Origin of the sequence: Parerythrobacter aestuarii (assembly GCF_030140925.1) — a bacterium.
Lineage (GTDB): Bacteria > Pseudomonadota > Alphaproteobacteria > Sphingomonadales > Sphingomonadaceae > Parerythrobacter > Parerythrobacter aestuarii.
Window position 1 is genome coordinate 303,913 of the sequence record NZ_JARBWD010000001.1, and the last position, 12,638, is coordinate 316,550.

A 12,638-nucleotide genomic window follows, 5' to 3' on the forward strand; every position below is an offset into this window, starting at 1 on the left:
GAAGGTTTCCCGAGCATGCCCGGTTTCCTGTCGCCCACGCGCGCACGCCTACTGGCGTTCCTGCTGCTGGTCTCCATGGCCCAGCTCGGAACCGCTGTCGCGGCTGCCGGGATGGTCGGCGAGCTGTTCCGGCGCATGATCGCCGGCGAGCCGGCCGCCGACGGGCTGTCAGCGATCCTGGCCGGCGCTATAGTGGTTACCGCCTGCACGGAATTCGGTCGCCGGCGGCTCACCGAAGCATTGGGGCTCGACTACGCGAAATCGGTGCGGCTGGCACTGTTCGAACGCCTCATTCGCCGCCCTGTTCGCGGGTCCCGGCCCCGCAGCAAGGGCAGCCAGCTGCTCCCCTTTGTCGGAGACCTGACAGCCCTGCGGCTATGGTGGGCAGATGGCATGGCCCGCGGCAGTTCCTCAGCGATGATCGCGCTCGGGGTGATTGCCTGGTTCTTCAGCACCGACCTGACGCTGGGCGCGTGGTTTGCCGGAGGGACAGCGGCAACACTGGCCGCGATGGCCCTGATTGCCCGCCCCTATTTCAATGCGACCCGGCGCCAGCGTTCGCGCCGTGGGGCGATGACGGCGCTGATTTCCGACAGGATCGGGGCGGCGCACACTGTGCTGGGGATGGGCGGCGTCCGGCGCGAACTCAATCAGACCGAACGGCGTATCGACCGGATGAACGGCGCTTCGCTTGCGCGAGCCGGCTGGTCGGGCGCCATGCGCGGGCTGGTTGCCGCATTCCCGTTCGCATCGGTGCTGGTACTGCTGCACCTGGCTGCGGCGGGAGCGGGCACCGGCAATACCATCATGCACGAATTCGCCGGGTTGCTGACGCTGGCGGGCATCCTGTCCGCCTCGATTGCCGATCTGGGCAGAGCGATCGAACTTGCGATCCCCGCGCGCATTGCGGGTAAACGCTTGCGCGACCGCCTGGCCGAAGTGGTTCCGATCGAGCGCGGCGAGAAGACCGGACGCGGCAAGAACGCAGCTATTGTCGGCATCGACCGGCTCAGCCTGGTGCCGGGATCGCGTGGGTTCACAGCCGAACTGAACCCGGGTGATATCGTTTCGCTCGCGGGCGCTGACGCGAAGGGGCTGGTCGAGGTGCTGGCCGGGCTGCAACCGCCGCCGGCGGGTGAGGTCTGCATCAAGGGCCGCCCGATCATCGGGCTTGGCCAGCGCCAGCGCCGCCAGTGGGTGGGTATCGCCGCCCCGTGGGTGCCGTTGCTGCTGGGGCAGCTGGGCGAAAACCTGCTGTTCCGCATGCGCCAGAGGGATGGCATCGCCGAGCTTCCAAAGCTGATGGAGCAAATGGGGTTGTCCCATCTCCTCGACGCTGGCGGCACGCCCATCGCGCTGCGGCTGCAGGACCAGGCACACGCGCTGTCACCAGCTGACCTGGCCGCGATCAAGCTGGTCCGGGCCATGATCGGCGCGCCCAAACTGCTGCTGCTCGATCGCGCGGCTCAAGACCTGGCACCGGCGCAGCTGACCGGACTGGCCCGGATCATTTCAAAATGGCGTGGCGTGGTTGTGATGACCGGCGAGCCACAGGAGCTCGGCGCGCTGTGCAATCGCCGCTGGGTGATCTCGGACAATGGCATCGAGGATACTGGAGAAGAGAGCAATGTGGCTACAGTCCACCCAATGTGCGGCACTCATGGGCGCTGAACCCGTGGCAGGAGCGACCCCTTGCCGGGCCTCGGAATCGGGCTTTCACAGCTTCGGCGAAACCGTTCCGCGCAGCTATTATTACCACGTTCCGGCAACGGTGCGGCGCGACAGCCCGGTTATCGTCTCGGTCCACGGAATTTCGCTCAATGCCGCAGAACACATGGTTCGCATGCGCTCGCTCGCGGAACGGCTTGGGGCCGTTGTTATTGCCCCCTGGTTCGACCGGACTCACTATCGCGGCTACCAGAAACTGCTGTGCCGCGATGGCGAAACCCGCGCCGACCTGGCTCTGATCGAGATACTGGATGATGTGACTGCTCGGTTCGGGGTCGATACCGGCTCCATCTTCCTCGCCGGATTTTCCGGCGGCGGGCAGTTCGCGCACCGCTTTGCCCTGCTTCATGCTGACCGGGTCCGGTCCTGCGTCACCTGTTCAGCGGGCTGGTACACCTATCCCGATCCATCTGCGGCCTACCCTTTCGGAACGGCGGCCGGCAGCTGTCCGGACGGGAGTTCCCCTCATCCCGATGCGCACAAGGTGCCCATCCACGTTCTGGTTGGCAGTCGCGACAATCACGTCGAGCCCAGCCTCAACATGGATGCGGACGTTGTGAGCCGGCAGGGCGTCGGGCGGGTCACGCGGGCACGGCGATGGGTCAAGGCGATGCAGCAAGCCCGCTCGCCGATCGACGGCGCGCCCGTCACGCTCCTGCGGGTCCAGCAAATGAAGCACGATTTCAGCAAGGCGGTCGATCGCAACGGGCTGGATGCCCTGATCATGGAACGGTTCGGCTTGCATGCCAGCGGAAGGGAATACGATGCATAAATACCAACACATTTCAGCACTGGCCTGTGCTGCGGCGCTCGTGTTCGGGCAAGGATCGGCCCGTGCCGACGAGGGGATCGACATTGGCGAGGACGGAATCAAGCTCTCGCTGGGTGACGATACGGTGGAGATCGACCTTGGCGGCAAGCTGATGTTCGATGCCTATACTTTCGATGACGAGGTGACCGACAGCACCTCGGGGGATTTTCGCAGGGTGCGGCCCGATCTGCGCGTCAAGATCGCCGATACGGTCACTATGCGGGCGGAATGGGAGTTCTCCGGCAGCAAGGGGTGGCGCAATCTCTATGTGCAGATTGAGCCGACCGACGGCCTCACCATCCGGGGCGGGAACTTCATCGTCCCCTTCGGCATGGATGATATCCAGAGCTCGAGCCGCATTCCATTTGCCGAAAGGTCGCTGGTCGGGGCGATTACCCCCGGTTTCGGACTGGGGGGACAGATTGGATATTCGGGTCGCCGGTTTACTGCCAAGGTCGGTTACTTCGACGATGCGCTTGATAGCGAAGAAGGTCGTTCGCCAGAGCGGGGCAAGGGCGTTTCCGGACGGATCACATGGCTGCCGATGGACAAGGGCAAGGCCAAGTTGCATCTCGGCCTCGGGGTTGAAAGTCGCAGCTTCGATCTTTCCGAAACCGTCCGCTACAGCGCGACCGGTGGGACCACGTTTGCTCCGAGAATTCTGCGCACGGCGCGGCTGGACGATCTTTCGTCTCTCAAATCCCTTAATGCCGAGATCGGGTTTGTTTCAGGTCCGGTCGCTGTCCAGGGGCAGTTCGTACAACAGTGGATCGATCGCCAGACATCCGCGAATGCGAAGGTCTCTGGAGGGTATGTCCAGGCGAGCTGGATGCCGACGGGTGAAAGCTATCGCTACTCGCGGGGCGGAGGTGCAATCTCCGGCCCCCGCATCAAGAACGGGATCGCGGTCGAGATTGCCGGCAGGCTGAGCTGGATCGATGCCACGGATCCGGCGCTCGGGGGTGTGAAAGCCCGGGCGGTAGACGTGTCGGCGGGTGTGTACCTGACATCCTTTGCCAAGATACTGCTGAGCGGGACGAAGGCGCGGAAGAGCGATGCTCTGGGTCTGTCTCAGGACCTGACAACGGCTGTGCTGCGGTTCCAGCTGGCCTTCTAGACCGGGGGCCAACGGGAATGAAGGGGCAGGTTCCCGGGTGCTTGCGTGCCGGGCTCCCTGATCCCTCTTTCGGCTCAGCCGGCTATTCGATCAGGCCGTAGCCATAGACCGGATCATAGCCCGGCTGCCCCAGGTCTCGTGCCGACTCGCGCAATCGCCGCGCGCAGCCTTGGGCGTTGTCCTTGCCTAGGCAACGGGCGATCCACGCCGCCACGTGAGGGGTCGCAAAACTGGTGCCATTGAAGCGCTTTACGCCGCCCTTGGTGTCGGCAGCAGGCTGGCCGACGCCGAATGCCGAAACAGTGATGTATCGCCCCTGGTTGGCGTAGCGATAGACACGGTTGTGGCTGTCAACGGCAGTCACCGCCACGACCTCTGGCAGGGCCGCCGGATAGGCCGGGGGAGCCGATGGGCCGCCATTTCCCGCAGCTGCCACGATCAGGGTACCCCTGCCGATCGATTGTTTGACAAGCCGGTCAAGGATCGCATTGCGCGGGCCGGACAGGCTCATGTTCACCACCGGCACTCGCTGGGCGACCATCCAGTCCAACGCATCGACAATGGCATCAGCCGAAGTGAACGGCTTGGTGGCCGTTCCCCTGAAGATATTGGCGCTGAAGAGCCGCGAGGTGCCTTCGCTGGCCAGGATCGAAGCGACTGCCGTGCCATGGGCTGGCGGGGCCGGGTTCCCGGAGGTGCCAAATGACTTGCGGGTAATCGCAACGCCTCGCATCAACGGGTGGCTCACCAGCCCGGTGTCGATCATACCGATCGTCAGCCTGCCCTTCTTGCGAGGCAGGGTTGCGCTATCCCCGACTTCGGCGACGCCCGACGTGGCGTATTGCATCCCGTAATAGTGGGTGTAGTCGAATGTCTCGCCCGGTGCAGCGTCGCGCGCCTGCCGGAGTGCGGCGGTGGCATCGGCGTCAGCTGGCGCGCGCAGACGGAAGACCGTGCTCCCGAGTGCTGGGAGCTGGTGCCGGGCGAGAACAAGGAAGCCCTGATCCTGCAACGTCGCAATTGTCTCGCCGGAAAGATCGAGCCCTACGATCTCGCCTTTCCTGACGGGATAGCCCCTGTCGTCATACTGGGGGCTTTCACTGTCGGCGAGGTCTTGCATTTGCGCGCTGCTGCCATATTCCGCCTCATCTTCGGAGCGCTCGGCGGCCTCTTTGGCGGCCCTTTCCTCTGCCTCTGCGGCTTCCTCGGCAGCTTCTTCCTCAACCTCGGCCAGCTCTTCGGCCAAGCGTTCGGCGATCTTCTCTGCTTCCTCCTGCTCCTTGGCGAGATCCTTGGCGCGGTCGGCGTCGAGCTTGGCCAGTTCTTCCTCTTGGCGCGCGGCATCCGTTCCGGTTTCCTCGAGAATGCGCGCCCGGTCCTCTTCGTAGCGGGTTTCGTCCCGCGCGGCTCGCTCTGCAACATCCGCAGCATCACGCTCTGCCCGTTCGATCGCATCGGTCGCATCGCGTTCCGCCCTGTCGGCGGCGCGTGCGGCGTCGCGCTCCGCCCGTTCGGCTGCGTCGCTCGCCCGATCCTCATCGGGCTTGGCTGCGCCTACGGATGCCCCCGCCAGAAGTGCCATGGCGCACAGGGGTGCCAGCAGTCGACGGCTACCAGGGTTGCTTGGTTTTCGCATCTCAATCTTGCCCTGAAACTATTGTATCGCCCGACAACGGACAAGTCTGCGCCCTATTCCCTTGCAGCCCGCTGAATCTGGCACTGTTTGCTTTGTTTGTGGTAAACGGGAATAAACCCGCTCCGCTTTCGTTCTTGGGGGGTAGGAATGACAGTTACCGAAGCAAGCGGAGGGGCTGATTTGCGTGCGCAGATCATTGAAGTCCTGCCACGCCTGCGAAGGTTCTGCCTCACGCTTGCTCGAGCGCCAGACCAGGGCGATGACCTGTGCCAGGCGACCGTGGAACGGGCGTTGTCGCGGGCCGACCAGTTCATTCCCGGAACGAGACTGGATAGCTGGATGTATCGGATCGCACAGAATATTTTCATCGACGAACGCCGCAAGCTGGCGACGCGCGGGGCCGAGATCGATGTTGACGAGGTTTTCGGCCTGGCCGGAGATGACGGGCTGCAGATTGTCGAAGGGCGGTCCGATCTCAATCGGGCCGGTGCGGCCCTGGCTGCCTTGCCGGAGGAGCAAAGGATGCTGATGACACTCGTGGTGCTGGACGGGATGAGCTACCGGGATGCCGCTGATGCACTCGGCATTCCGATTGGCACCGTCATGAGCCGGATTGCCCGTGCCCGCCGCGCAATTGACAGACAGATCAACGGGGAGCTGCTGCAATGACGAGCGCGCCGGACAGAATCGAGCAGATTGCAGCCTTCCTTGACGGTGCGATGTCTGACAGCGAAGCCGAGGCCTTCGAAAGAGCCATGGCCGATGATCCGCAGCTGGCGGAGGAAGTCGAACGTATCGCCGGCAATGATGCCTTGCTGCGCGAAGCCTTTGCCTTGCCGGCGGACGATGGCCTTGATGCCGGATTGCTCGAGCGGATGGGATTGGCGGACCGGGACATGGCAACCACGCCGGTTTCCGCGCTCCCGCCGCTGCCGGCCAACGACAACCCGCCATTCTGGCGGCGCTGGCAGGTCCCGCTGGGTGGTGCCATCGCCGCAGGCCTGGCCCTGGCGTTGACGATGACGCTTATGGGGAGCGGGACAATGAGTCCGATCGGCTCTGCGCTAGAGCAAACCCCTTCGGGTCAGATCGCCCACTTGAAAGGCGATACCGCGGTCACCCCATTGCTGACTTTCCAGTCGGGCGATGGACGATACTGCCGTGAGTTCAATTATGCCAACAGCGGCCGGGAGCGCAGCGGGATTGCATGCCGGGGGCAAGCCGACTGGACCGTCGAGGCCTGGGGTGAAGGGGCTGCAGCAATACCCGACCCCAGTGAAATCGCACTTGCCAGTGGGGCCGCCGAGGGATCGCTGGATGCAACATACCAGCGCCTCGCGGCTGGTGACCCTCTGGCAATGACGCTGGAAAAATCGTTGATTTCAGGTGGTTGGAAGAAATCTCCGTAAATTTTCCTGAGGGAGGGAATAAGCCCCTCATCGCGCCGTTGTCGTGCAGTCCGGGGGATGGACCGCCTCAAGGCAACGGAGAACCAGACAATGAAACCGATCACTTACTTTGGCGCAGCATCCCTAGGCCTGAGTGCCGCCCTGCTCCTTGTTTCACCGGTACAGGCACGCCCTGATCGCGACCGCAGCAGCGACCGGGCCGGCGAAGTGCGCCAGTGCCGTGGCTGCGACGATGGCCCCGGCGACATGCGCCGTGGTCGCGGGTCCGACGACCGGGGAGCCGAAGATCGCGGCCGTGGACGCGGTGCTGACGATCCGGCGGGCCATATCCGCCGTGGTCGGGGAGCGGATGACGGGCCGGGCGATGTAAGCGGCCGCCGTGGTCGCGGTGCCGATGATACGGGCGCTGACGATCGCGGACGCCGGGGTCGCGGCGCTGATGACGGGCCCGGTGACGATCACGGTCGTCGTGGCCGTGGAGCTGACGATTCGACCGACCGCGCCGGGGACGACCACAGCGTGGACGATACCCCCGGACAGGGCCGTGGTCGTGGGCGCGGTCGCGGCCGCGGCGGGGATGACTTCCCTGGCGGGCTGTAAGTCCGGTCGGGTCGCAAGGGGCAGCCCCGGTGGGTCCGCAGTCCGCCGGGGTTGTTCCCGCTCACATGAATTGACCAGCAGTATTTGGAATGCAAAAGAATTGTCCGGGGGAAGAACGATGAAGTTTTACGGGAAATCACTGCTTTTGCTTGCCGGCGCAGGCATGTTTGTTCTGCCGCATACGGCAATGGCGCAGGAAGATGACGGCGCTGCGGAGAAGAAGTCGAGCGATGGTTCGATCCGGCTCAGCACCGGCATTTCATACTCGAGTGGTGAATATGGCGAGCTGGAAGATACAGACGTCATCGCCATCCCGGTTAGCCTGACGTACAAGAAAGACGGGTTCAAGCTGCGCGTCTCGGTTCCGTGGGTGAAGATCGATGGCCCGGGCTCGCTTCTGGCGACGCCGGAAGGGCGCGATGCATTCTTCGGCGATAGCGGCGGCCAGGGTCGAGGGCGCGGCAGGGGACGCGGAGGCGATAGCGACAACTCCGGATCGGGATCGTCGAACTCCGGTTCGGGCAGCAATGACGTCGAGGTTGAAGATGAGCTCGACGATGACATTGTCGATGATGACGATATCACCGATGCGGACGGCTTTGCCGGACTCGACAACCAGCGCAGTGGCTTTGGTGACGTCAATGTCTCAGCGCTCTATTCGTTCAAGCTTGGTAGTGGAACCTATCTCGAACCGCAGGTGAAGCTCAAGCTGCCCACCGCTTCGCGGGCCAAGCGGCTGGGCACGGGCGAGATCGATGTAACCGTCAGTGCCGACCTGGTGCAGGAAGTAGGTGATGCCACTTTCTATGTCCACGGACGGCGCAAGTTCGCGGGCAAGCCGGAAGGATCGACCCTGCGATCGACTTGGGGCGCGGGTGCGGGTGCCAGCGTAAAGGCAACCGACGGTGTCTACATCGGGGTCGATTATTTCTGGCAGCAATCGGCGTTTCAGGGCCGTCCTGCGGCAAGCGAAGTGTCGGCCTGGGCGAGTACGCGCGTTGGCGGAGGTTTCAGCTTGACGCTGTACGGTGGCACCGGCCTCAACGACAACAGCGCTGACGTATTTGGCGGCCTCGCTATCGGAAAACGTTTCTGAGGATGCGGCACGACTGACCCCGGTTCGGGATCGAAGGTCTGCGAGGGTAGAGACGTTAAGGAGCTGATAGTCAGACAATCCTCTCTGGTGCGCGTCTACCCGCGCAACACACCATCAGTTCACCGCCCGCTCTTTCCCGTCCCAGTACGGTGCCCGCAGTTCCCGCCGCAGGATCTTGCCTGACGGGTTGCGGGGCAGTGCTTCGACGAAATCGATCGACTTGGGGCATTTGAACGCGGCGATGCGTTCGCGTGCATGGGCGATGATGCTGTCGGCGTCGGGGGTGCAGCCGGGTTTGGCGACGACAATCGCCTTGACCGCTTCGCCCCATTTCTCGTCCGGCACGCCGATCACCGCGACATCGGCGATATCGTCATGCCCGAACAGCGCGCTTTCGACTTCGGCCGGATAGACGTTCTCGCCGCCGGAGATGATCATGTCCTTGATCCGGTCCTGGATGTAGAGATAGCCCTCTTCATCGAGGATCCCGGCATCGCCCGTACGCAGCCAGCCGTCGCCGATCAGGGTCTTGGCGGTCTCTTCCGGCCGGTTCCAGTATTCCAGCATCACCGACGGGCTCTTGATGGCGACCTCGCCGATCTCGCCGGGCGGGAGCGGCTCCAGGTTTTCATCGAGGATACGGATTTCGTTGCCCGGCAGAGCCTTGCCGGCGCTGCGCATCACTTTCTCGCGCCCGGGCTTGTGGTCCTCGGGCGGCAGGCTGACGACGGTGCCATAGGTCTCGGTCATTCCGTACATCTGCGCGAAATCGCACTTCAGCCGCTCGACGCCTTCTTTCAGCAAGTCGAGCGGGATGGGGCTGGCGCCGTAGTTGAGGCCCTTGACCGAGCTGAAGTCGGCGGTTTCGGCGTCGGGATGCGACAGCACGATGCGGATCGCGGCAGGGACGAGGAAGATATATTCGACACGGTAATCGCGGATGTCGCGGATCGTCGCCGCCGGATCGAATTCGGCATGGATGATGAGCTGCTGTCCGGCAATCACCGCTCCGCCTGCCAGCCCGACCCCCGCGATATGTCCGTAGGGCATCGCCAGGATGATCGAGGTACCGGGATCGGCACTGGCCCATTCGAGCCCGGAAGCGCGCAATATCGGGCGCATCGCGGTGGCGTTGGCGTGGCTCAGCACGACCCCCTTTGGCAGGCCGGTGGTACCCGAAGTGTAGAGCTGGAGCATCGGGTCATCGACAGCGACTTCGGTCGTCACGGGCTCATCGCTTTGGGCGTCGCGCCAGTGGGCGAACTCGCGCTCCATCACGATCTTGCGGCCTTCGAACGGCACGCTCTCGAAACCTTCCTCTACGAACAGGACGGTCGAACCAGCGTCCTTGGTGATGAAGTCGATTTCGGCCGCTGCCAGCCGCCAGATGATAGGAACGAAAACCATCCCCGCGCGAACCGTGCCAAGGAACAACTCCACGGCCAGGTCGCTATTCTTGCCGAGATAGGCAATGCGGTCCCCCTTGCCGAAACCGAGCGCCGCGAGCCCATTGGCGATCTGCGTGGCGTGCCGATCGTACTCGGCATAGCTAGTGATGCGATCGCCGAAGCGCAGTGCAATCTGGTCGGGACGCTCTTGCGCTTGCGCGGCAAGTGCATGGCCCAGGGTCACGGGGCCGGGAAAATCTGGCATTGCTATCCTCTCCGTCTGCTTCTCCGTGCCCGAATCGGGCCGGAGATATCTCTCTGCCGAAAGACTGTGTCTTGAAGGCGGGTGCCAGTCAAAGCCCGCGTTAATTCGAGCATTACGCCGGATAGGGGCTGGTCCCCTGCGGGATTTGGCGGCATGGCGGTGTGCGATGACCGAGCAGGCGCCCATCAAGCTGTCCGATATGCCCGGCCTGCCGGTTACGGGCGTGCTGTATAATCCGCGCAGCCACCGCAATCGCGACGCCTCGATCGTAGAGCCTGACTACCCCGTGATCCGGGTCGAGCAACCGCAGCGGCGGCGCGAGCTCAAGGACGCCATGCAGCGCTTCGTCGATAGCGGAGTCGAGCTGCTGGTGATCAATGGTGGCGATGGCACGGTGCGCGATGCGCTGACCGGCGGGGCGATGGTGTTCGGCGACAAGTGGCCGGATATTGCAGTGCTGCCACGTGGCAAGACCAATGCGCTGACGATCGATCTCGAAATGCCGAAGCACTGGAGCCTTGAAGAGGCGATCATCGCCCACCGGGACGGCCGGCGGGTGCAGCGCCAACCGATGGTGCTCAAGCCGATGGACCGGGAAGACATCACAAGACTTGGCTTCATCCTGGGGGCCGGGGTTTTTCTCGCAGCGATCGATTCCGGTCAGGACGCGCACAAATGGGGGGCATTCGACGGGCTGGCGGTCGGTGTCACCACCGTGTGGGGTGTGGCGCAGGCGCTTTTTGGCAATGACGCCAACCCGTGGCGCCGCGGAGCCAGGGCCCGGATATTGTTGGGTGAAGCGTTGGAAGAACTGCCGCGCTCGCCGTTTGGCGACCCGGCATCGAGGGCAATGATCTTCCTGTCTTCGCTGACGCGGTTTCCAGCTGGCCTGCGCCCCTTTGGGGAATGCGAAGGCCCGTTGCGGCTGGCGGTGATCGACCACCTTCGCCGCCGCGTAGTAGCGCAGATGCCGTGGATCCTGCGCGGCTATCATTCCGATAAGCTGGCGGGGGCTGGGATGCACCGGCGCGGCACTGACCGGATCGAGCTCGACCTGGGCGACCGGTTCATCCTGGATGGGGAGGTGTTCAAGCCCGGGCGGTACTGCGTGACACCGGGGCCAATGCTGAATTTCGTGGTCCCATGAGCGGGGGGTTGGCGACCCGCATCGCGCATCAGCTTGAGCGCGAAGTGCGATCCGAAGTGGCGGAATTCGCGCGAGTCCTCGCTCAAGATGCAGGGGCGATGGCGGCGCTGTTTTATGGCTCCAACCTGCGCACTGGCTCGCTTGAGGGCGTGCTCGATTTCTACCTCTTGCTCCCGGGAAAGCAGCGCGAGAGGATCTGGCCTCGCGTCAGCTATCATGAGCACGACGTGGCGGGTATGACCTTGCGGGCCAAGGTCGCCACCATGAGCCTTGAGCAGTTTGCCAGGGCGTGCCGGGGCGAGAGCCGCGACACGACGATATGGGCGCGCTTCGTGCAGCCCAGCACGCTGGTGTGGCTGGCGGGCGAGCCGCTGGTCGATACAGTGGTCGAAGAGATTTCACACGCGGCACGCACGGCCGCGCGACTGGCGGTCGCACTGGGCCCATCCGAAGGCGCGGCAGAAGAGTATTGGCGGGCACTCTTCCGGGCGACCTACCAGGCCGAGTTCCGGGTCGAAAAGGCAGGGCGAGAGGATGCCATCCTGTCGGCCAATGCCGCCCATTTTGACGGGCTATTGCCGCTCGCGCTGGAAGCGGAGAGTATTGGCTTCGAACGTCGCGGCGAAATTCTGGTGCCGCAAATGCGAGACGCGGAGAAACGCAGGATCAGGGCCTGGTGGACGCCGCGCCGGCGGATTGGCAAGGCGCTCAACCTGCTGCGACTGGCGAAGGCGACGACGACCTTCGAAGGCGCGGCGCGCTATGCGGCGTGGAAGGTCGAACGGCACACCGGCGTCGCCATCGAAGTGACGCCGTTTCGTGAAAAGCACCCGCTGCTGGCGGCACCGGGCGCATTGATTGAAGTGCTGCGCGCGCGCCGTAGCGTGCAGGCAATGCCCGATCAGAAATAACGCATGTTGATGCTGATCGAAGTAACGCCCGAGCCAACGCTGAAGGCGGTCTTCTTGTAGCTTGGCTTGCCGAGGTTCCAGATGTTGATCGAGGGATTGTTAGACATCGCTCCGCCATCCGACCGCAGGTCCGTCTTGCCATTGCCGTTGGCGTCATGGCGCACCGCAATGCCATAGGTCCCGGCCGTAGGAACGGGCATGCAGAAGCTCATCGTACCCGCGCGGGCGGGAGCTTCCATGCGGTAGATCCACTTGCCCTTTTCCAGCCAGTCTTCCTTGGTCCCGCGATAGGATTGCACGCGGATCGTGCCGGACGATGACTTGATGCCGCTGACGGTGACCTTGACCGCCGGGCCTGCACCGCCGCTGCATTTGGACATGTCGTTGCTGATCTTCTGGCGATACTGCGCCGCAGCCGGGACCGCGATCCCGCCAAGCGCCATGGCCAGTGCCGCAGTGGTTGCGGCAATTGTTCCAGACTTGTTCATTCCGTTTCAGCCGGTGCGTTTCTCACACCGGTTCCCTTGATC

12 protein-coding genes are annotated in these 12,638 nt (G+C 63.8%); 9 read left to right on the top strand and 3 right to left on the bottom strand.

Going from position 1 to position 12,638, the window contains the following annotated elements; translation table 11 throughout:
* Window positions 1-15: 15 nt before the first annotated feature.
* The 3 genes from QPW08_RS01605 to QPW08_RS01615 are packed head-to-tail and all read left to right on the top strand — an operon-like array spanning window position 16 to window position 3,656.
* Window positions 16-1,671 carry an ABC transporter ATP-binding protein gene (locus tag QPW08_RS01605; protein ID WP_284123977.1) on the top strand — a complete coding sequence of 552 codons (1,656 nt, stop codon included), beginning with the start codon at window positions 16-18 and terminating at the stop codon, window positions 1,669-1,671.
* Window positions 1,661-2,500 carry a PHB depolymerase family esterase gene (locus QPW08_RS01610; protein WP_284123978.1) on the top strand — a complete coding sequence of 280 codons (840 nt, stop codon included), beginning with the start codon at window positions 1,661-1,663 and terminating at the stop codon, window positions 2,498-2,500. Before QPW08_RS01605 ends, QPW08_RS01610 begins: the two co-directional genes overlap by 11 nt.
* Complete coding sequence (locus QPW08_RS01615) at window positions 2,493-3,656, top strand: OprO/OprP family phosphate-selective porin (protein ID WP_284123979.1); 1,164 nt, start codon at window positions 2,493-2,495, stop codon at window positions 3,654-3,656. The genes QPW08_RS01610 and QPW08_RS01615 overlap by 8 nt, the downstream gene beginning before the upstream one ends.
* A gap of 82 nt (window positions 3,657-3,738) precedes the next feature.
* Here the strand turns inward: QPW08_RS01615 and QPW08_RS01620 are convergent, their stop codons facing one another.
* Entirely contained in the window at window positions 3,739-5,238 is a 1,500-nt protein-coding gene (locus QPW08_RS01620; RefSeq protein ID WP_284123980.1) for a S8 family serine peptidase, read from the bottom strand.
* A gap of 201 nt (window positions 5,239-5,439) precedes the next feature.
* Between QPW08_RS01620 and QPW08_RS01625 the strand changes: the two genes are divergently transcribed.
* The 4 genes from QPW08_RS01625 (at window position 5,440) to QPW08_RS01640 (ending at window position 8,397) form a co-directional block, all read left to right on the top strand.
* Complete coding sequence (locus tag QPW08_RS01625) at window positions 5,440-5,961, top strand: RNA polymerase sigma factor (protein ID WP_284123981.1); 522 nt, start codon at window positions 5,440-5,442, stop codon at window positions 5,959-5,961.
* Window positions 5,958-6,701 carry an anti-sigma factor family protein gene (locus QPW08_RS01630; protein ID WP_284123982.1) on the top strand — a complete coding sequence of 248 codons (744 nt, stop codon included), beginning with the start codon at window positions 5,958-5,960 and terminating at the stop codon, window positions 6,699-6,701. The genes QPW08_RS01625 and QPW08_RS01630 overlap by 4 nt, the downstream gene beginning before the upstream one ends.
* Window positions 6,702-6,791: 90 nt before the next feature.
* The gene (locus QPW08_RS01635) at window positions 6,792-7,301 is read left to right on the top strand and encodes a hypothetical protein (RefSeq protein ID WP_284123983.1); all 510 of its coding nucleotides are present in this window, start codon (window positions 6,792-6,794) and stop codon (window positions 7,299-7,301) included.
* 187 nt (window positions 7,302-7,488) lie between these two features.
* A complete protein-coding gene (locus tag QPW08_RS01640) occupies window positions 7,489-8,397 on the top strand; it encodes a hypothetical protein (RefSeq protein WP_284123984.1) in 909 nt (302 codons plus the stop codon).
* A 114-nt stretch (window positions 8,398-8,511) separates the two neighbouring features.
* Here QPW08_RS01640 and QPW08_RS01645 read toward each other — a convergent pair whose 3' ends face one another.
* On the bottom strand, window positions 8,512-10,050 hold the full coding sequence (locus QPW08_RS01645) for a fatty acid--CoA ligase (RefSeq protein ID WP_284123985.1): 1,539 nt from the start codon (window positions 10,048-10,050) through the stop codon (window positions 8,512-8,514).
* Window positions 10,051-10,216: 166 nt separating this feature from the next.
* Here QPW08_RS01645 and QPW08_RS01650 point away from each other — a divergent pair, with 166 nt between their 5' ends.
* Together QPW08_RS01650 and QPW08_RS01655 are read left to right on the top strand one after the other, a co-directional pair.
* Complete coding sequence (locus QPW08_RS01650) at window positions 10,217-11,197, top strand: diacylglycerol/lipid kinase family protein (RefSeq protein WP_284123986.1); 981 nt, start codon at window positions 10,217-10,219, stop codon at window positions 11,195-11,197.
* A complete protein-coding gene (locus tag QPW08_RS01655) occupies window positions 11,194-12,108 on the top strand; it encodes a hypothetical protein (protein ID WP_284123987.1) in 915 nt (304 codons plus the stop codon). Before QPW08_RS01650 ends, QPW08_RS01655 begins: the two co-directional genes overlap by 4 nt.
* Here QPW08_RS01655 and QPW08_RS01660 read toward each other — a convergent pair.
* Window positions 12,099-12,596: a DUF2141 domain-containing protein gene (locus QPW08_RS01660; RefSeq protein ID WP_284123988.1), complete on the bottom strand. Its 498-nt coding sequence runs from the start codon at window positions 12,594-12,596 to the stop codon at window positions 12,099-12,101. The two genes, QPW08_RS01655 and QPW08_RS01660, sit on opposite strands and share 10 nt — an antisense overlap.
* Between the last annotated feature and the right edge of the window lie 42 nt (window positions 12,597-12,638).

Excerpts from the sequence above, each read along its gene's own strand:
- QPW08_RS01605 (WP_284123977.1), top strand. The coding sequence starts at position 16 with ATGCCCGGTTTCCTGTCGCCCACGCGCGCACGCCTACTGGCGTTCCTG.
- QPW08_RS01610 (WP_284123978.1), top strand. The coding sequence starts at position 1,661 with ATGGGCGCTGAACCCGTGGCAGGAGCGACCCCTTGCCGGGCCTCGGAA.
- QPW08_RS01615 (WP_284123979.1), top strand. The coding sequence starts at position 2,493 with ATGCATAAATACCAACACATTTCAGCACTGGCCTGTGCTGCGGCGCTC.
- QPW08_RS01620 (WP_284123980.1), bottom strand. The coding sequence starts at position 5,238 with ATGGCACTTCTGGCGGGGGCATCCGTAGGCGCAGCCAAGCCCGATGAG.
- QPW08_RS01625 (WP_284123981.1), top strand. The coding sequence starts at position 5,440 with ATGACAGTTACCGAAGCAAGCGGAGGGGCTGATTTGCGTGCGCAGATC.
- QPW08_RS01630 (WP_284123982.1), top strand. The coding sequence starts at position 5,958 with ATGACGAGCGCGCCGGACAGAATCGAGCAGATTGCAGCCTTCCTTGAC.
- QPW08_RS01635 (WP_284123983.1), top strand. The coding sequence starts at position 6,792 with ATGAAACCGATCACTTACTTTGGCGCAGCATCCCTAGGCCTGAGTGCC.
- QPW08_RS01640 (WP_284123984.1), top strand. The coding sequence starts at position 7,489 with ATGGCGCAGGAAGATGACGGCGCTGCGGAGAAGAAGTCGAGCGATGGT.
- QPW08_RS01645 (WP_284123985.1), bottom strand. The coding sequence starts at position 10,050 with ATGCCAGATTTTCCCGGCCCCGTGACCCTGGGCCATGCACTTGCCGCG.
- QPW08_RS01650 (WP_284123986.1), top strand. The coding sequence starts at position 10,217 with ATGACCGAGCAGGCGCCCATCAAGCTGTCCGATATGCCCGGCCTGCCG.
- QPW08_RS01655 (WP_284123987.1), top strand. The coding sequence starts at position 11,194 with ATGAGCGGGGGGTTGGCGACCCGCATCGCGCATCAGCTTGAGCGCGAA.
- QPW08_RS01660 (WP_284123988.1), bottom strand. The coding sequence starts at position 12,596 with ATGAACAAGTCTGGAACAATTGCCGCAACCACTGCGGCACTGGCCATG.